The organism is Streptomyces sp. NPDC050264 (assembly GCF_040655895.1).
In the GTDB taxonomy this organism is placed as follows: domain Bacteria; phylum Actinomycetota; class Actinomycetes; order Streptomycetales; family Streptomycetaceae; genus Streptomyces.
The window spans coordinates 524,750-543,190 of the sequence record NZ_JBFAKV010000002.1 but is presented as its reverse complement, the minus strand read 5'-3'; the positions used below and the strand labels follow the sequence as shown (position 1 = coordinate 543,190).

Sequence of the window (18,441 nt, the reverse complement as noted above, 5' to 3'; positions counted from 1 at the left end):
CCACCGGCGGCGCGGACCGACTGTGGATCGTGGACGGCACCCTGATCCCGGTCCGGGACAGGCACCTCGGCACGTCATCACGCAACTACCGGTTCTCGGCGAATGTGCAGGTCATCGTTGATGCCGACACCCGCCTCGTGATCGCCGCCGCCCGGCCGGTGCCGGGCACCACCGCGGACGCCCACGCCTGGCGGGCCTCCGGCCTGGCCGAGCACTGCCAGGGCGTAACCGTGCTCGGCGACGGCGCCTACCTCAACTGCGGCATGGTCACCCCGCACCGCAAACGCCCCCGACGGGCCCTGCTGCCGGGCGAAGAGGCCGACAACGCCGCCCACCGCACGGTCCGCGCCCGGGTCGAGCACGTGATCGGCCGGATGAAGAACTACAAGATCCTCCGCGACTGCCGGCAACACGGCGACGGCCTCCACCACGCCGTCCAGGCCGTCGCCCAGATGCACAACCTCGCCCTCGCATCATGACCAGAGAACCGCGTTCACGGGCCCTGACCTGCCCGAACACGGCCTTGTGCAACACGCTTTACAGGGCAAGCCAGGTCAAGATGTCACCCGATCGTGCAAGCAGACCCTGGTCCCGTGTGCCGGGGATCGCTTGTTGCAGCGCCCCCGCAGGCATCCGGCCGCGGGGGGCGCTGCACCGTTCACTCGTTGTCGGGCTGATCGTTTCCTTCGCTGCCTCCCCTGTCGGCATCGTCGTCTTCAGCTTGGTCGTCGATGACGATGCGGTTCGGACTTCCGCTGCCGTCGCTGCTGGGCCGGTCGATGATGGCCTGCACCGCGGCGGTGATCTTGCCTTGAATATGGCTGGCGATGGCGCGCGTCACGGTGTTGTCAGTGGCGTGGGTGACGTGGGCGAGGCTGGTGAGAGCGGCTACGAGGCTGGGTCCGGAGAGACGGACGCTGACGAAGCCGTCATCGTCTTTGACTTTGCCGGGGATATGGAAGTGCTGGGCGTTTGCGGCGACTTGGATGAGGAATGCCCAGGTGTCGCGGTGCGCTTCGACGGTGGCATGGGCGATGCCGGCGGCGGCCCGAAGAATGCCCGGGTCAGGCTCGACGGCCCAAGGCTGTTCGGGCTTCGGGTCTGGCTCGGGTGCGTGCGCGTCTCCCTGCTCGACTGATCCCGCCCGCGGTTCGGCCTCCGGCGGCACTGATTCGCCCTCGGGGCCGACGGCGCCGGTGGAGGTCACGTTGTCGGGGCACGCTTTGAGCTGGTCGTCGAGTTGAGCAACACCGGCACGTATCACACCGAGTTCGGAGCCAATGTGGATGAGCGGGTCGCTGAATCTGTCATTGATGCTGGCGAGACCCTCGCGGATCACGGCCCGGTCCTCGATGAGTCCGGTGTTGACTGCGGCTCGGTTCTCGGTAAGACCTCTGGCGATCTCGGCATTGGCTTCGTGCCGGGTCTGGTCGATGGCGAGTTGCTGGTCAGAGACTTGCTGCTTGAGCGCGGCGAGGTCTTCGCCGACTTTGCCGAGCTGGCAGATGATCTGCCGTAACAGGTCCGCGTTGCCGTTGCCGAAGAACGCCATGAGCCCCCCCCTGTGGTCGTCAGCTGACCTGGTCAGAGTGGAGCTCGGTTGAAATATCGACAAGTGCAGGAACCAGCCATCGAGGGGCAAATACCCGGCGCATTTGCCAGAAGGCGCGCTCAACAACACGCGCCCCGAAGAAGGCAGCCCACGACAGAGGGCCGCCGACAGTGCGCACCATGCGGTGTATGGCATTACACAGACGGAGAGTTGGGGGCCGGCGCGAGCTAGGACATGGTGATCGCGGGTGCGGTGGTTGCCCGCGAGGGCAAGGCTCTTCTGATCCGCCGCCGGTTTCCGGAGGCGCCCTGCGGCGGCACTTCCGGGAAACGGGCGTCGCCATCGATCCGTAGACGGTGAGCGGTGAGCGGTGAGCGGGTGCATCCGGTGACAAGCCGGCCAGTGGTGTACGTTGCCTACCTCTGGTCGTCGGGCGGCGTCGCCACGGAAGGTAGTGGCGACGGCGTGAGTGCCGTTCGCCCGGCTGCAGGAGTGGGTCCAGGACGGCATATGTTAATCAGCGTGGGATCGATGTGACGGGGGCTGGCGTTTCCCTCCTGACCGGCATTGCCGCGAATCCGGGCGTGTGGCGAGGCAGACGGCGACGAGGTTGATACTGCCGACGTTGTCGCCTATCAACAGGACGGTCACAACGCCCGGGAGAATTGCCTCACGCATCCGGCTGGGCCCGTCAACTCCCGCCAAGCGCTGCATCAGGCAACACCCCTATGTGCCGTCCCGGAACCGCTCACCCCCGCGCAGGTCGCCCGCCTCGCCGTACGCCGAAGAGACCGCCTCGGCGGAGCGCTCCACGAATACCAACATGCCGCCTGAACTCGGCGGGGCACTATCAGTGATACGTCGTCGGGTAGATCTCGCCGTCGACCGTCAGGTGTATGAGGCCATTGCTTCATTCCGCGCTGCGCTGGGAAGCACCTCCCATCGTCAGAGCCTGAACGCCCCCCGCCCGGTCCACCCGGCGCGCAGCACCGTGACCTCCAGGGGGGGTCGTCATCTCCCTGGTGTCAAAACGGAACGGCTCGACCCGTTGTTTACGGCCGTCGGGCCCGTCACGGTCTCTCGCTGCGTGAACACCGCCGGCGCGTGGCCACGTCCGTACTGCTCATTGGCGTAGTCGGCGGAACGGTTCTCCCACCGCTCGTGGAGGACACGCACCTCGTGCTTCTCCGGGACCAGACGCATGCTGGTCTTCAGTCTCACCCCCACCTGCTTGATGTGGCACTCCGCCACCAAGTCCGCCTTCTCTCCCTGCTCCCCTTCACGCACGCTGTACGGCACGTCCGCGTTGTTCAGCGCGAGCAGCGCGCCGCGGACCTCTGCCGCCGCTTTCGGGGTGACACGGCCGTCAGGGACCTTCGTACCGGTCCACTTACTCAAGAAGCCCATTGCTATTTTCGCGCCCCCCGTTTCGGAGTGAACTGTGCGGATGAGGTCCTGGAACTCCCCCAGAACATCATGGTGCTGAGCCTCGGTGGCGGTCAGCGCCAGCCGAATCACCGCGCGATGGGCTGGATTATCGATGTCCGGCAGAGACAGATACGCCTGCGTCTGAACGAGGTCGTGACGCGTGCCATTGACGGTGGCGGAGAAGGCCAGCCTCTGGGCGAGAGCAGGTGCGTCGTCAGATCCCACCTCACGGCGTGATCCACGGTCACCGGCTCGACAACCTCGCGAAGGGGCTCGACCGACTCGTCTTCGATGTCCGCCAGTGTCGCCGCCTGTGAGGGCACCTCGCCGACGATGGTGATGTTCGCAGTGAAACCGACAGATTAAGTGTCGAGGTTCGGCGGCGCCGGGCAGGGCCCGCCCGCGAGGAATCGGTCGGGCCCGGTCCCACACCATCGCCGGGAAGCCGTTCCGGCTCTGGCCCACGCCGACTTGAAACGGTAAGCGCCGAAGTCCTCGCTATACGGGCGCAGGAGCGAGGCCAGTTCGGCACCAGATCGCGCAGGCCGACGCCAGGCCGGACACCTTCAAACGGCAACCATCGGTGAAGCTCCGCTCGCCGACGACGACAGGCCGTCCTCCAACAACCGCGCCGCCCAGAACCGCCCGGCTGGTAGCACGATCCCGTGCTCGGTCGCGACCCGGCTCAAGGCCGCATGGTCCCCGATAAGCAGCAGGTGTGTGGGCGACATGCAGATCACGATAACCGGGGGTGTAGCCGCTCGGGTCCGGCCGCATCCCCGGACACCGACCGCTACACAGACCTGCTCGCGCCCACAGGACCGGCAGCACTTCCCGCTTCGCCTTCTGCCCCGACCGCACTTGGCCGAAATCGCCCCGGGACACAGGGGTGTGGCTCAGGAATTCTGTCGCCCTCCTCAGCGGGATCGCATCGGCTCGGTGTGGGAGGTCACCGGGGATCGGTCACGCGCAACGACTTCCCACGGCGCGGCGGCGAGCTCGGGTACTGCCGCGCAGGACATCACCGTGAGCGTGCAGGCCCCCGGCATGGCCTGTTGCATGTTCAAAGAGTTATCCCAACGTCGTGTGCCGCGTGGCGCAGTCGGAACCTGGCACTCCCCCACGCCCCTATCCCGGGATGCGGTGCATGATTCGCGCCACTGCTGCTCAATCACATTGCCGCTGCAACCGGACATGGGAGAGGATGTTCGAGGAACTATGGGACGTACGGTGCTCACGTGCCGCGCGGTGCGCAGCAGTGCGCCGGGCCCAAGTTGACCAAGGGGGAGCGATGAAGTTCGACATGGGGTCGACGACTCTGTCGACGCTGACTAGGAGCACGGACGGGTCCAGCAACGATCTGGGCACGTTGATCCAGCAGTTGATCGCCGCCGCTCAGCCGTTGGAGGGGAAGTTCAACGGCGAGGGCAAGGCGATGTTCGATTCGTTCAAGCTGAATGCGGACGAGATCACCGCCGCGCTGAACGGCTCGCTGTCCTCGATCCTGGGCGGCCAGGGAGGCATGGACACCGCGTTCGGCACCGGTGACACGGAGCAGTCCGACAACGCGCAGCAGAACATGAGTGCCGCGAACTTCGACGCGGCCCGCTTCCACGGCTGAACCGAACGGGGAGACAGATCATGGGGACTCAGGACCGGCGCTCCTACGACACCGGCGCCTCCGCCGAGGTGCAGGGCGGCCTGCAGGGCATCATCGGCCGTCTGGAGACCGTGCTCGGCGATCGGGACAGCGCGGTGAAGGCCGCGATGGCCGACTACCAGGCCGACGGCGTCTCGGAGGAGTACCACGGCAAGGAAGTCCGCTGGAACAAGGCGGCAGGCGAGGTCCGCGACATCATCCGGCTCGTGCGCACCACGCTGGAGAAGAACGACGTCACCGCGCAGGCGACGTTGGCCAAGGCGAAGGCAGCCGTCGACAACATCGGCTGATCGGGCGCCAGGCGACGGGCGGGGCCAGGACCCCCGCATACACGGGGGTACGGGGATGAGGGGTTTGTCGTGACGGGGTGGGACATCGACCCGGCCGGGGTGTCCGGCGTGTTGTCCAAGTCGGGCACTGCGGCGAAGAACATGTCGAAGGCCGGCGGTGCGATGCAAAGTGACCTGGAGTCTGCGCCGTCCGCGGCGGGCACGCTCACCAGCCAGTTCGGCCCCTACACCAGCACCGCGGGGGTGGTCGGGGCGGCGCTGGCACAGTTCGCGCAGCACTGGAACCGGGACCTGCTCTACATCGCCAAGCGCACTGAGAAGTCGCTCAACGGGGCGGCCGGTGCCACCACCGCGTACATGCACGGTTCGGTCGAGCAGGCGGCGAACGCCCAGGAAGAGGCGTCCAAGGAGCCGAAGATCGACATGCCGGGCGCGGGCCAGACCGGACGTCGCACGGAGGGGCGGTAGCGGTGAGCGAGAAGCTGATCGACCCGTCCGGTATCCCGCACTTCATCGGGGACCTGGCCACCCTGGACACCGATGTCACCAACCTGACCACGCACGCGGGCGAGTTCCGTTCGGCGGGCTCGGACGTGCACACCGAATTCCAGGGTCTGTCCGCGTTTTACAAGGCCCCGGAGGCGGACCAGTTGTTCGCCACCACGCTGCCGGTGAAGACGAAGACGGACGCGTTCGCCGACGACCTGGAGCAGGTCTCCACCGCGCTGTCCGCCTACAGCACCGAGGTGCAGCCTCTGGTCAAGAAGCTGGAGGCGCTCAAGGCGGACGCGACCGCGTTCGTGAACTCGGTGTCCGGTGACGACGACTGGCGCAAGGACCAGGACAAGGTCGACCACAACAACGACCTGTGGCACGACGTGAACCACACCGTCACCGCGTTCCAGGCCGCCGAGCGCACCGCCTACAACAAGATCATGTCGCTGATCAACGGCACACCGCTGACCACGGACGACGGCTCGCACGGCGAGAACATGTACGGCTACAAGGCCGGCGATCTCGACCACGCCGAGCAGACACCGTGGGGCTCGGCCGCCGAGCGCGAGTACGAGGGGCTGGCCTGGCTGGGCCACCAGATCAAGAGCTTCGTGTGGGACGGCTTCATCGTCGACGGTGTGTGGGGCACCATCAAGGGCCTGGGCACTTTGGTGGGCACCGACGGCGGAGACGCGGCCGGAGAGGCCTGGAAGCATCTCGGCCAGCTGGCCACCGGCATCGTCATCTCCGGTGTGCCGATCGTCGGCACCGCCTATTGGCTGGCCCCCGACGACAAACTCCCCTCCTGGCTGCGCGACTCACGCACCACCATGAAGGAGACCGGCAAGGCTCTGGTCGCCTGGGACACCTGGAAGACCAACCCCTCGCGCGCGGCCGGCCAGGTCGTCTTCAACGGACTCACCGCCGTCTTCACCGGCGGCTCCGGCAGCGCCGCCTCCGGTGCGGGCAAGGCCGGAGCGGTCGCCCGCACGCTGTCCGTCACAGGCAAGGTCGCCCGCGTCGTCGACCCCATGACGTATGTCGGCAAGGCCGGCAAGTTCGCCTTCATCAAGGTCGGCGACACCTTCACCGCGCTGAAGAACCTCCACTCTGGCGCCTCACTCGACCTGCTCAAGCGGGCAGACGCCTTCAAGTCCCCGACGATCCCTGAGACGGCGATCCCGTACCTTGACAACGCCACCGGCAAGGTCGTCTACCTCACCGACGAAGGCCATCTTCTCAACTCCGACGGCAGCTTGCACCAGCACGTCGATCAGGCACCCGGCGAGGTGTCGGCCGCGGACCGGGCGCGGATGGACGCTGCCGGCAGCAATGTCCTCAGTCCCGAACTGGCCGGCGCGCATGCAGGATCTAACTCCGTCGGCACCGCAGGTCACGCCGCAGGGCACACGTCGAGTGGGGCAGTCCGCGAGGTCGGTCAAGGTGCTGGACGGGGCAGCGGCTCGGGTACTGACACGACCTTTTCCCATTCGCGCGGCACGACAGATTCGACAGGCACAAGTGCGGCGGGGCACGGCGCAGCTGAGTCGGGTCGACTTCCGGGCGGCCACAGCGGCGGAACCGAAGGGCACGGCGACTCGTCTGCCGCTTCGTCCGCCGATGACCTCGGTCACGACGCCGCGGCAGCAGGGGCGGACGGTGGAGCATCCGCCCACGACCCGTATCACGGCCACGAGCCGGTCTTCTCTCGACCGGCCCTGCCACCGGGGGACGGTCCGCTCACGCTGGACGATGTACGCAGGGCCCACGACAACCGCGTCCGCTGGGAGATGGGCGAGGACTATCACCGGCAGGTGTACGGCGGCGGCCCAGAACGGCACTATCCGGTACCGACCAACACGCACCCCAAGTACCCGGTCACGGCGACGGGCGGCCGCAAGGTCGATGTGCCTGTGGACATGCCGGACGGGCGAGTACTTGCCGTCGAGGTCAAGACGTATCGGCAGTACCGAACGATCACGTTGCACGACGGAACCAAGCAGACCGTCAAGGGCGAGGTTCCGCTGAGCAAGCACATCAAGGAACAGATCCATAAGGACCTCGCGCTACGCCGCATGAACCCGAGTTACGATCCACGATGGTCGTTCACCCATGCGGGACCCTCCAAGGAACTTCGGGACTATCTAACGGAGGCCAAGATCATCTTTGTCGAATACGGCCCGACGCCCAAGAAGTAGCGTCGGTACCCGGCTGAGTCGAAAGGCAATTCTCCATGCACAGCGAGACCCCGGAGCCGGGGGCAGTTGCTGCCCTGGAATGGGCAGAGGGCGCGCACCGCAATGCTCGCGATCTGGCGGCGATGGTGGGGGTCGCCCCAGAACAGTTCGATGCGGATCCACTCGCGCTGATCCCCCGGCTCGAGAACTACGTCACACGGCTACCCTTGGACGAGTTCGAGCAGTCTGACTGGATCACGCTCCACAGCGACCTGACGTCCTTTCTCGGTGACGTCCTTGTACGGCACTACAACGCCAGGTGGATCAAGGCTCCGGATTCGGACGCTCCCGCCGGGTTCCGCTATCTCGTCGAAGCCGAGGGACTGGATGGCCTCACCCACCGCGTGGAGCCATACGACGTGGTTATGGAGGAATTTCATCACTTGCCCATCGAAGTCACGCGAATGCTCGCGAACGCGGAGGCTGTCTTGTGTTTGAGCCCCGACCCCGAGGGGGCCTAACTCTTATTCCTCGGCGGCTGCTTCACGCAGCAAGGCAACCTTGGCCAGCGTCCCGGCCCTGTTGATCAAGAGGTCAGGAACTGCGTCCTCATAGAAACGGAGTTGCCCGATGACACCCTCCCTCACGGTGTGCTTCACCAGGCGATTGAGGAGTGCGTCCACGTCATCGAGGTTCTCTTCGTGCACCTCCTGATGAACGGTGAGGTACCAGGTGTCGCTGGCATGGACGAGCTCAGCAACCAGTGCGCCGCCGGCATGGAGGGCGGGGCCGCGACCGGCAAGTAGCGGCCACTCATCTTCGTCGGCCTCTCGTTCGTCGGCGACGCCTAGGTGCCAGCGCAGATCATCGACGAACGGAGCAGGCGTCGCTCCCGACAACTCCAAGGCCAGATCAAGGGCGTACATGTCACTCATGTTCCGAGCCTATAGTCGCGCCACGTCGTGACAGCCCCGGACTACCTTTACCAGGTGCGCTAGTTCGGCCCCTAACCGCATCAAACAGGAATTTTTGCCATGTCAGCCCAGGATTACGACAGTCAGCTTCTCGAGTCGGTGGCCGTACGACGTCGGCGGCTTCGGGATGCGATGTTGTTCGGGGCGCAGCGCAGGCGACGTACCGTCGATGAGCGGCTGGGCAAGGCGTTCGCGGGGGTGGTGATCGCGGCGGTGTTGTGTGCCGGGTGCGTAGGTTGGTCGTTCATTTCGCACCGGGTGATCGGCAAGAACGGTATCGGAACGTCCGTATCTGTTCCGACAACGACCACTCCGCCCGCACCATCGCCGCAAAGTACCAATTCGGCCCGATGATAGGTTCGATCGCGTGATATCCCAGGAGACCGTCGACCGCACGGCGTTGAGCCGTATCACCTTGATCGGTGAGCGGCGCCGTATCGATCTGGTGCTGCCCTCACAGGAGCCTGTCGGGCTGCTGCTTCCCGAGGTTCTGCGGCTGTTGGATGATCAGGTGGGTCAGCGTCCGCAGGCGCGCCACCTGGTGCGGCCGGACGGCAGTGCGCTGGAGCCGGACGCGACGTTGGAGTCCGCCGGGGTGGCGGACGGCTGCGTACTGCGGCTGGTACGGGTCGAAGATGCGCCGTCCGCTCCGGTCGTTCATGACGTGAGCGACGAGGTGGCCCGTGATGTGGATGTGCGGGCCTGGCGGTGGGATGCGCGGGCACGGCAGATCGTCGCCGCAGCCGCGTGTGTCGCCTGGGCCGTGGCCGCGTCGCTCATGGCCCGCGAGGGATACGCAACGAAGAGCGTCGCTGGCGTCCTCGTTGCCGCCGCTGTCGTGACTGCCGCTACGGGCGCGCTGCTTAGCCGGGTCGGCCGCAAGGGCCTTGGCACAGCACTGATCGCCGCAGCTACGGCCGTCGGGGTGCTGGGCATCTGGTCGTTCGCGGATGCCGAGGGCTGGTCCGGGCCGGTGCGCTGGGCCGCGGTGGCCGCGGTGGCGGTCGTGGCGCTGTTGCTGCTGGGATGGTTCTCGCCCTTGGGGCGTGGCGCTTTGGTGGGCGCGGCGACGTTGACCGGGTCCGGGGTGTGCTGGCAGGGCGCGCTCGTCGTGCAGTCGGCCGACGGGGACACTGGTGCGGCCCAGACCGCGGCGCTGATGGCTGTGGTATCCGTGGTGGCTCTGGGTGTGCTTCCGCGGCTCGCGTTGATGGCGTCGGGCCTGTCCGCTCTGGACGACCGGCGTGCGGCGGGTTCGTCGGTGAGTCGCCTGGAGGTGGCGACCGCAATGGCCGCTACACACCGGGCTCTGGCCCTCGCGTCGGTGGTGCTGGCGTTGTCCGGTGCGTTGGCCGGGGTGTTCGCGGTGCGTACGGTGACGGTGTGGACGGTGCTGCTCTCGGTGGCGGTCGCGCTGGTGCTCGCGCTGCGCGCGCGGGCATATCCGCTGGTGGCCGAGGTCGTCGCGCTGCTGGTGGCATCGGGTGCCGTCGTGGTCTGCCTCGCCTGGCTGTGGCTGGGGCAGAAGGGCGCCGCGGGGCCGCTCACCCTGCTGGTGGTGCTCGCGCTGGTGCCACTCGGCGTACTCGCCGTTCAGCCCGCCGAGCATGTGCGGGTACGGCTGCGCAAGCTGGGGGACGTCCTGGAGACGGTCGGTGTCATCGCGCTGTTCCCGCTGTTGCTCGGGGTTTTCGGGGTGTACGGGCGGCTGCTCGGCACCTTCGCGTGAGGTGACGGTGATGACGACTTCCGGCCGGTGGCAGAACGACGTACTGCGGGAACTCAGTGCGCCCGCCCAGCAGAGCGAGGTGGACGCCGGCCGCTCCCCGCTGCCTGTGCGCCGCACGGAGGAGCAGCGCCCCCACCCGGGGCAGCCGAATCCTCTGTCCCCGCCGCCTCCGCCCACGGCATCGCAAGAAGAGCCGGCTGGGCCGCCCGCGACCGGCTCGGTTCCGGCAAGGCGCCCTGCCCGTCGGCCCCAGGGCCCGGTCACGACTCCGGACTCCGTACCGACGCTGGATCCTCGGCTCGCGCTGGCGCTCGGGGCGCCGCAGCACGGGGATTCGGTGGTGCGGCGTACCGGGCGGAGTCTGCGCAAGCTGGCCTCGTCCGCGGCGCGTGAGGTGTCCGAGGAGACCCGGCTCGCCGGACTGCTGCAGCAGCCGGTGACCACTGGCCGCGTGATCGCGGTGACCTCGATCCGCGGCGGAGTGGGCAAGACCACCACGGCGGCATTGCTGGCCCGCACCCTCAATCATTACCGGCACGACCCGGTCCTGGCCCTGGACGCGGACTCCGCGCTGGGCACACTGCCGGTGCGACTCGGGGCGGAGTCGGTGCGCTGGGCGTGCGCCGACCTGGCCCAGATCCTCACGCCGTCCATGCAACTCACCGACGTGACCGGCTACTTGGTGCCCGTCACGGATGGCGGCTGGCTGTTGCCCGCGAGCCAGGGCCGGCTGACCGCGCCGCTGGACATGCCCACCTACCGCACCGTCACGCTCGCCCTGCGCCGCTACTTCGCGGTGACGGTGGTGGACTGCGAGAGTCTGCCGGGCGAGGTGGCGCGTACCGCGATGGACACCGCGCACGCCCGCGTCGTCGTCGCCCCGCAGACCGCCGAAGGCATCAACGGCACCCGAACCGTCCTCGACTGGCTGGCCCAGCTGCCGCATGCCGCGCTGGCCTCCACCGTCGTGGCGCTCACCACGAACAGCAACGATCCGAGCCTGGAGCTGAAGACGGCCATGGCCCACCTGCGCGAGACCGGCGTCACCGTCGTCCACGTGCCCTACGACCGGCACCTGTCGGGCGGCGGCCCGATCCGCACCGACCGGCTCGGCGAGGCCACCCGGCGGGCCGCGGCCGAGCTGGCCGCCGAGGCGATGCAGCGGGCGGTGCGCGTCCGATGACCCAACACCTCATCCACCGCCCCGCCCGCTCACACCGCCCGCTGCCGCCGGTCGAGGCCCGCACCATCGAACCGCCGCCGAACCTGCCCGAGGGCAAGACAGGCAGCGCGGCCACCGCCCTGCTGCCCATGGCGGGCGTCATGGGCTCGGTCGTGATGATGACCGTGATCCGCTCCAGCCAGTTCGCGGGACTCGGCGCCGTCGTCCTGGTCATCGCGCTGCTCGGCGCGGTCGCGCTGTTCCTGTCCCAGCGCGGCAAAGCGCAGCGGCAGCGGCGCACCCAGCGCGAGCGGTACCTGGAGTATCTCGAGGAACTGCGCACCGAGTTGGCCGAGGCCGAGGACGGCCGCCGCCGGGCCGCCCACTTCCTGCACCCGACCCCGGCAGCCCTGTACGACCTGGTGCGCGACCCGGCCCGGCTGTGGGAACGACGACGCTCCGACGCCGACTTCCTGCAAGCACGCATCGGGATCGGCGACATCCCCGTCCAAGAGCTGGCCATCGCGCAGAACGCGGCCGGTGGGGCCATGACCCCGCCCGACCCGTTCATGCTGAACGAGGCCCGCGCCCTGCAGGCCCGCTACGCGATCACCCCGGATCATCCGCTGACGGTGCCGCTGGACCGGGCAGGCAACGTCAGCATCGTCGGGGACCGCGACGGCGTGCTGCGCATTACCCGGGCCCTGCTGATGCAGACGGCGGCCGCCCATGCCCCGGACGACGCGGCGCTCGCACTCGCCGTGCCCGGGGAGCACATCGGCGAATGGGAGTGGGCCAAGTGGCTCCCGCACGTCCTCGACCCGCAGGCCCCCGACCGCGCGGACGGCCCCAGTGCCGCCCGCCGTATCGCACCGGACCTGAACCAGCTCGCCCAAGTGATCGGCGGAGATCTGAAGCGGCGTGCCTCCTACGCAGCCGAGGTGCGGCGCGGCCTGGCCGACAAGAAAGCCCTCGACCTGACCGACCGGCTCGTCATCATCCACGACGCCTACGGTGAGAACGCCGCCGACCTGCCCCGCCCGGATACGGCGGTCCCGCTCGACGCCATGGGCGTCACCGTCGTCCACCTGCTGGCCGAGCAGCGCCACGAGCCCGACCACGTCTCGCTGCGCATCATCGTCGACGGCGAGAACGTCATCGTGGACGACCTGCGCCATCAGCAGACCCTGCGCACCCACGGGCTCGTCGACGAAACGGGCCCCGCCGCCGGCGAAGGACTCGCCAGGACGCTGGCCCCGCTGCGCTTGTCCGCGGAATCGGCCGCCGAGGGCGCCCCCGTGTCCGGCCCCGTCGACTTCCCCCACCTCCTCGGCATCGACGACATGGCCGCCCTCGACCTGCCCCGCCAGTGGGCACCGCGCGGCGACCGCGACTTCCTGCGCGTGCCGATCGGCCTCGACGACCACCACCAGCCGGTCCTCCTCGACCTCAAAGAGTCGGCCGAACTCGGCATGGGCCCGCACGGGTTGTGCGTCGGCGCCACCGGCTCCGGCAAGAGCGAACTGCTGCGCAGCCTCGTCCTCGCCCTGGTCACCACACACGCGCCCGACGACCTCGCGATGGTCCTGGTCGACTACAAGGGCGGCGCCACGTTCGCCCCCTTCACCGGCCTGCCGCACGTCGCCGGCGTCATCACCAACCTGGAGAACCAGGCCGGACTCGTCGAACGCGTCCACACCTCACTGGCCGGGGAGATCAAACGCCGCCAGCAGGTGTTGAAGGACGCGGGCAACATCGCCGACATCGGCCACTACCGCGCGCTGCGCGCCGGCGAGCGCCCCGACCTCGAACCGCTGCCCCACCTGTTCGTCGTCATCGACGAGTTCGGCGAACTGATCACCGCCAAGCCCGACTTCATCGACCTGTTCCTGTCGATCGGCCGGATCGGCCGCTCGATCGGCGTACACCTGCTGCTGTCGAGCCAGCGCATCGAGGGCGGCAAGCTCAAGGGCCTGGAGACCTACCTTTCCTACCGCCTCGGACTGCGCACCTTCTCGGCGGATGAGTCGCGTACGGTCCTGGAGACCACGGACGCCTTCCATCTGCCGCCGCTCCCGGGCTTCGGCTACCTCAAGGTCGACACCTCCACCTACACCCGGTTCAAGGCGGGCTTCGTCTCCGGCGCCTACCGCGGGCCCGCCCTGCGCGAGACCACCGCCGACGCCGAGCCGCTCGCCTGGCCCTACCCGGCCTACAACACACCTCAGACAGCAACCAGTGCACCGCAAGCAGCCGCACCGGCGATGCGGGAGCGCGAGACGGGACCGACGGTGCTGTCCACCGCAGCCGCCCAACTCGCCGACGCAGCCGAGCCGGTACGCCGCATCTGGCTGCCGCCCCTGCCGGCGGCCGTCTCGCTCGACACGGCCGCCGGCCCCCTCCAAGCCACCGGCGACGGTCTACGGATCGCCCGCTCCCAGGGCCCATTGCGCGTGCCGCTCGGTGTCCTCGACGACCCGGCCAAGCAGTGGCAGGGCCCCTGGGTGCACGACCTGAACACCGCGGGCGGGCACACCGCCGTCATCGGCGGCCCGCAGTCCGGCAAGACGACCCTGCTGCGCACCCTCGCGCTGTCCCTCGCACTCACTCACACCCCGCACGACGTCGCCCTTTACGGCCTCGACCTGGCCGGTGGCGGCCTGAGTTCCCTCGCCGACCTGCCGCACGTCGGCGGCATCGCGGGCCGTGCCGACCACGAACGCGCCGCCCGTACCGTCGCTGAGGTCCGCGCTATGCTCGACGCTCGCGAGACGGTCTTCCGCGAGCACAACATCGACTCCATCGACCAGCTGCGCGCGCTACGCGGTCAGGGCCGCCTGCCCGAACTCGGCTCCACCGACATCGTGTTGCTCATCGACGGCTACGGTGCGCTGCGCGACGAGTTCTCCCACCTCGACGACCCGGTCGCCGACCTCCTCAAGCGCGGCAGCAGTTACGGCATCCACGTCGTGGCCGGAATGCTCCGCTGGAACGACGTCCGCATCGCCACCCAGTCACTGTTCGGCAGCCGCATCGAACTGCGCCTGAACGACCCAAGCGACTCCTCCGTCGACCGCAAACTCTCCGAGACACTGTCGCCCGACACGCCTGGGCGCGTGCTCACCCAGGACAGGCTCTTCGCGCACACCGCCCTGCCCCGCATCGACGCCCGGCCCACCGCCGACGGCCTCGGCCCGGCCCTGCAAGAGGCCGCCCGCACCATCCGCGCCACCTGGCACGGCGAACTCGCCGCCCCCGTACGGGTACTGCCCGCAAGGCTGCCCGCCCAACGCCTGCCGTCCACCGCCGCCGAGCCGTACACCGTACCGATCGGCGTCGACCAGGACACCCTCTCCCCCACCCTCCTCGACCTGTTCGGCAACGACCAACACCTGCTCATCCTCGGCGACAACGAGTGCGGGAAGACCAACCTCCTCAAGCTGATCTCCCGCTCCCTCGCCGAGCGCTACACCAAGGACGAACTGGTCTTCGGCATCTTCGACCCGCGTCGCGGACTGCGCGGCGTCATCCCCGAGCCGTACCGTGGCGGCTACGCCCACAACGCCAAACTCGCGAGCGCGCTCGCCACCGGCATTGCCGCCGAGCTGGAAAAGCGCCTCCCCGAGGTCGCCGACCCGGACGATGTGGAGGCGGAACCGTCCTTCACCGGCCCGCGGATCGTCATCCTCGTCGACGACTACGACATCCTCACCACCGCCGGCCAGCAGCCCCTGGCCCCGTTCCTGCCCTACATCTCCTCGGCCCAGGACATCGGCCTGCACTTCGTCGTCACCCGCCGCGTCGCCGGCTCCTCAAGGGCGCTGTACGAGCAGTTCCTCACCGCGCTACGGGAAACCGGCGCCAGCGCCCTGGTGATGAACGGCGACCGCAGTGAGGGGCAACTCCTGCCCGGCTTGTATGCCTCCGCGCAGCCTCCCGGCCGCGGCACCCTGGCCCGCCGCGGCCGCCGCCACCAGCTAATCCAGACCGCCCTCGCGGCCGATCCCGCAGCCCAGGAGGCGCCCGCGTGACCAAGGACATCATCGCCCTCACCCCGAAGATGCCCGACCCCGCCGCGCTCCTCGCAGCCCTGCACGCGGGCGGCCCGGACCTGACCCTGACCACCACCGACGACGACGCGGTCGTGCACCTGTGCACCGCGGCCGGCCGCCCCCTGGTCTCCGTCGAGGCCCCGCTCCTCGTCCACACCCCGGGCGAGGCCGAACGCCTCCTCGGCCACCAACTCACAGCCCCCGAGCCGCCGTTCTGGTGGACCGAACTCCGCGCCTCCACGGCCGTACCAGAAGCCGAAGACCTCGCTGCATCGGTCTGCGGCCGCCTGACGATGCTGCTCGGCGGCACGGCCTGGCCCCGCCAGGCCACCAGCACCGCGGTGGTCGACACATCGGCCGGGACACCGGAGGACGTGACCGCGACACCCGCCTCCCCCAGCGCACTACCGATCGTCGACGTCCTCACCGACTCCACAGCAGTGGTCCTCGCCGACCGTCCGGCCCTCGGCCTCACCACCTGGCTCTCCGACGTACTGCGCATCACCACGGCAGCCGACCGGGCCCTGCACATCGTCACCCCACCCCACGTCCGCCTCACCATCCCTCTGCGCACAGCGCTGAGCGGCGCCCCCAACCGCTGGGTCATCCAGGACCCCGACTGCGGCTACTACGACGGCCTGTCCGGCGCCGAACTCACCTGGCAAGGCGGCACGTTCAGCACCCTCGGCAATGGCAAGGTCGCGCAAGCGTTCACGAACGGGGCTGCCCCCACCGAGGAGCGGCAGCTCGCGGTGGCGTTCCGGACGCTCCACGCGCCCGACGCCGATCTACTCCTCGGCGGTGCGCTGGAGGCAGCCTGGCGCCACCTGACGGGTGCGCCGCCTACCGCATGGGGCACGGCCGAACCGGTCAACCTCCCCTGGTCGGCACGCCAGTTGACCGACCTGGCCCGCGACCGCTCCCCCGACCCCACCCACGCCCTCGCCGTCGGCACCCCCGACCGACCGGCCATCGCCACCCACCGCACCACCCGCACCACGACCGGCGTCGCCGAGGACGTGCACCTCACCCTCGGCTACCGAACCGACGAGCCCGTCCCCCTGGACGTAATCGAGTCCCTGGCCGCCGAACTCGTCGACCACCACGGGCTCACCACCATGCTGACCACACTCACCGCAGCCCACGCCGACCTGACCTTGCCGCCACACCTCACCGCAACCTCGATCCCGGTCGCGTTCACCCTCGGCGCCACCGACGTAGGATCTATCGGCCTCGCCCACGCCCGCAGGCCACCGCTCGCCCTGAAACCGGTCGAACTCGGCACACCCTCACAACCGGCCCTGCACTACCCACTCGGCGACGGCACCGAGCCCCAGCCCTGGACGACACTGCAAGCGCTCAGCACACATCTCAAGGCCCGGTCGAGTACGGCACGTTGAGCTACCGCTGCTGACCCTGAGGGATGTGCCCGATCGACCGCCTCAGCGGCGTAATCCACGAGTACCGGCAATGCCCCTGCCGACAATGTCATCCATGCAGTTCAAGAACCTGTTCGGTGGTGCGGCAGGATGAGCACTCGCGCTGCTACGTCTCGCCTACCCTGTGGGGTTCCAATACTCGGCTCAACCGATGACCTGCACCTTTCGGTCGGTCGAGTCACCGGGCAAGATCACGTCACATGGCGCTGCGACTGCTCTACCTGATCTTCGTCCGGCTGCTCGACGGATTGGTCCTGCTCGGCCGCTCCGGTCGAGCCAAGGAGATTGAGATCCTGGCCCTGCGCCACGAGGTCGCCGTGCTCCGCCGCCGCACCCCTCGCCCCGGATTGACCTGGGCCGACCGGGCCCTGGTGCCCGCGCTCACCCGCCGCCTGCCGGCATGGCTGCGCCACCATCGTCTCGTCACCCCCTCCACCCTCCTCACCTGGCACCGTCGTCTGGTGAAACGTAAGTGGCGCCAACCGGCCGCGAAGCCCGGTCGACCACCCATCCCCGCCGAACTGCAGACACTGATCCTGCGCCTGGCCAGAGACAATCCCTCCTGGGGCTACACCAGAATCCAGGGCGAGCTACGCCGACTCGGACACCGCGTCGGCGCCTCCACCATCCGCCGCCTCCTGCGTAACGCCGGACTCCCGCCCGCACCCCGACGTACCGACGAGCAGACCTGGCGCCAGTTCCTACACCACCAGGCCGAAGGACTGCTGGCCTGTGACGTCTTCCACGTCGACACCATCACGCTCCGACGCGTGTACGTCTTCTTCGTCATGGAGGTCTACACCCGCACCGTGCACATGCTCGGCGTCACCACCCACCCCACCGGCCCCTGGGTCACCCAGCAGGCCCGCAACCTCCCGCTGATCCTCGGCGAGGACGCCGGCCGGTTCAAATACCTCATCCGCGATCGCGATGCGAAGTTCACCGCCGCCTTCGACGCCGTGTTCACCGCGAACGACACCCGGATCGTGAAGACCGCACCCCAGACCCCGCGGATGAACGCGTACGCGGAAAGATTCGTACGCACCGTCCGCACGGAAGGCACCGACCGAATCCTCATCTACAACGAGCAGCACCTGCGCCGCGTCCTCGACCGCTACACCGCGCACTACAACTCCGGTCGAGCCCACCGGGCCCTGGACCTGCGCGCCCCAGCGGACGACCCGAACGTCCTCCCCTTCCCCGCCCACCACATCCACCGCCGAAAAATCCTCGGCGGACTCCTCAACGAGTACCAATCAACAGCGTGACCCGCCACCTAGACCGGGCGAGAAGAGCCGGGTCAGATCACATGCGTGGGTTTTGGAACCCCACAAGGGCGGACCGATCAGCTGATGACCTCCCCGTCCGTTTCGCGTCGCACTGGATCGGCACCTCAGCGACCTACACCGGCTGTTCCTGGAAGCCAGCCGTCCGTGGGGCTCGCCGCGCCGCGGCGAGGGTTGACGGAAAGTACGACGCACCA

General features: G+C 68.6%; 15 protein-coding genes. 12 read left to right on the top strand and 3 right to left on the bottom strand.

Annotated elements, in window-relative coordinates:
* A partial coding sequence (locus AB0J02_RS05130; RefSeq protein ID WP_363192187.1) for a transposase family protein occupies positions 1-479 on the top strand: 479 nt, incomplete at its 5' end.
* A gap of 179 nt (positions 480-658) precedes the next feature.
* On the opposite strand, the gene AB0J02_RS05125 is transcribed toward AB0J02_RS05130, so the two are convergent.
* The gene (locus AB0J02_RS05125) at positions 659-1,552 is read right to left on the bottom strand and encodes a hypothetical protein (RefSeq protein WP_363192186.1); all 894 of its coding nucleotides are present in this window, start codon (positions 1,550-1,552) and stop codon (positions 659-661) included.
* 1,011 nt (positions 1,553-2,563) lie between these two features.
* The gene (locus AB0J02_RS05120) at positions 2,564-3,205 is read right to left on the bottom strand and encodes a hypothetical protein (RefSeq protein WP_363192185.1); all 642 of its coding nucleotides are present in this window, start codon (positions 3,203-3,205) and stop codon (positions 2,564-2,566) included.
* 1,066 nt (positions 3,206-4,271) lie between these two features.
* Between AB0J02_RS05120 and AB0J02_RS05115 the strand changes: the two genes are divergently transcribed.
* The 5 genes from AB0J02_RS05115 (at position 4,272) to AB0J02_RS05095 (ending at position 8,123) form a co-directional block, all read left to right on the top strand.
* Complete coding sequence (locus AB0J02_RS05115; RefSeq protein WP_363192184.1) at positions 4,272-4,601, top strand: hypothetical protein; 330 nt, start codon at positions 4,272-4,274, stop codon at positions 4,599-4,601.
* A 20-nt stretch (positions 4,602-4,621) separates the two neighbouring features.
* Positions 4,622-4,930, top strand: coding sequence for a pore-forming ESAT-6 family protein (locus tag AB0J02_RS05110; RefSeq protein WP_363192183.1), 309 nt, complete (start codon positions 4,622-4,624; stop codon positions 4,928-4,930).
* Positions 4,931-4,999: 69 nt separating this feature from the next.
* Complete coding sequence (locus AB0J02_RS05105; RefSeq protein WP_363192182.1) at positions 5,000-5,398, top strand: DUF6507 family protein; 399 nt, start codon at positions 5,000-5,002, stop codon at positions 5,396-5,398.
* Positions 5,399-5,400: 2 nt separating this feature from the next.
* Positions 5,401-7,623, top strand: coding sequence for a hypothetical protein (locus AB0J02_RS05100; protein ID WP_363192181.1), 2,223 nt, complete (start codon positions 5,401-5,403; stop codon positions 7,621-7,623).
* Positions 7,624-7,658: 35 nt separating this feature from the next.
* A complete protein-coding gene (locus AB0J02_RS05095; RefSeq protein WP_363192180.1) occupies positions 7,659-8,123 on the top strand; it encodes a hypothetical protein in 465 nt (154 codons plus the stop codon).
* Between the two features lie 3 nt (positions 8,124-8,126).
* On the opposite strand, the gene AB0J02_RS05090 is transcribed toward AB0J02_RS05095, so the two are convergent.
* Entirely contained in the window at positions 8,127-8,537 is a 411-nt protein-coding gene (locus AB0J02_RS05090) for a hypothetical protein (RefSeq protein ID WP_363192179.1), read from the bottom strand.
* 99 nt (positions 8,538-8,636) lie between these two features.
* On the opposite strand from AB0J02_RS05090, the gene AB0J02_RS05085 reads away from it, so the two are divergent.
* The 6 genes from AB0J02_RS05085 to AB0J02_RS05060 all read left to right on the top strand — a co-directional run bounded on the left by AB0J02_RS05085 (position 8,637) and on the right by AB0J02_RS05060 (position 18,226).
* Positions 8,637-8,930, top strand: a complete 294-nt coding sequence (locus AB0J02_RS05085; RefSeq protein ID WP_363192178.1) for a hypothetical protein — start codon at positions 8,637-8,639, stop codon at positions 8,928-8,930.
* Between the two features lie 46 nt (positions 8,931-8,976).
* Positions 8,977-10,305, top strand: a complete 1,329-nt coding sequence (gene eccD, locus AB0J02_RS05080; RefSeq protein WP_363192177.1) for a type VII secretion integral membrane protein EccD — start codon at positions 8,977-8,979, stop codon at positions 10,303-10,305.
* A 10-nt stretch (positions 10,306-10,315) separates the two neighbouring features.
* Positions 10,316-11,488: an AAA family ATPase gene (locus AB0J02_RS05075; RefSeq protein WP_363192176.1), complete on the top strand. Its 1,173-nt coding sequence runs from the start codon at positions 10,316-10,318 to the stop codon at positions 11,486-11,488.
* Complete coding sequence (gene eccCa, locus AB0J02_RS05070) at positions 11,485-15,498, top strand: type VII secretion protein EccCa (RefSeq protein ID WP_363192175.1); 4,014 nt, start codon at positions 11,485-11,487, stop codon at positions 15,496-15,498. Before AB0J02_RS05075 ends, eccCa begins: the two co-directional genes overlap by 4 nt.
* Entirely contained in the window at positions 15,495-16,919 is a 1,425-nt protein-coding gene (locus AB0J02_RS05065; protein ID WP_363192174.1) for a DUF6177 family protein, read from the top strand. The genes eccCa and AB0J02_RS05065 overlap by 4 nt, the downstream gene beginning before the upstream one ends.
* A gap of 239 nt (positions 16,920-17,158) precedes the next feature.
* Complete coding sequence (locus AB0J02_RS05060) at positions 17,159-18,226, top strand: integrase core domain-containing protein (protein ID WP_363192173.1); 1,068 nt, start codon at positions 17,159-17,161, stop codon at positions 18,224-18,226.
* Positions 18,227-18,441: the final 215 nt, after the last annotated feature.

What these genes read in the sequence shown, in the direction of transcription:
- AB0J02_RS05125 (WP_363192186.1), bottom strand. Translation starts at nt 1,552, where the DNA reads ATGGCGTTCTTCGGCAACGGCAACGCGGACCTGTTACGGCAGATCATC.
- AB0J02_RS05115 (WP_363192184.1), top strand. Translation starts at nt 4,272, where the DNA reads ATGAAGTTCGACATGGGGTCGACGACTCTGTCGACGCTGACTAGGAGC.
- AB0J02_RS05110 (WP_363192183.1), top strand. Translation starts at nt 4,622, where the DNA reads ATGGGGACTCAGGACCGGCGCTCCTACGACACCGGCGCCTCCGCCGAG.
- AB0J02_RS05095 (WP_363192180.1), top strand. Translation starts at nt 7,659, where the DNA reads ATGCACAGCGAGACCCCGGAGCCGGGGGCAGTTGCTGCCCTGGAATGG.
- AB0J02_RS05090 (WP_363192179.1), bottom strand. Translation starts at nt 8,537, where the DNA reads ATGAGTGACATGTACGCCCTTGATCTGGCCTTGGAGTTGTCGGGAGCG.
- AB0J02_RS05085 (WP_363192178.1), top strand. Translation starts at nt 8,637, where the DNA reads ATGTCAGCCCAGGATTACGACAGTCAGCTTCTCGAGTCGGTGGCCGTA.
- AB0J02_RS05075 (WP_363192176.1), top strand. Translation starts at nt 10,316, where the DNA reads ATGACGACTTCCGGCCGGTGGCAGAACGACGTACTGCGGGAACTCAGT.
- eccCa (WP_363192175.1), top strand. Translation starts at nt 11,485, where the DNA reads ATGACCCAACACCTCATCCACCGCCCCGCCCGCTCACACCGCCCGCTG.
- AB0J02_RS05060 (WP_363192173.1), top strand. Translation starts at nt 17,159, where the DNA reads ATGGCGCTGCGACTGCTCTACCTGATCTTCGTCCGGCTGCTCGACGGA.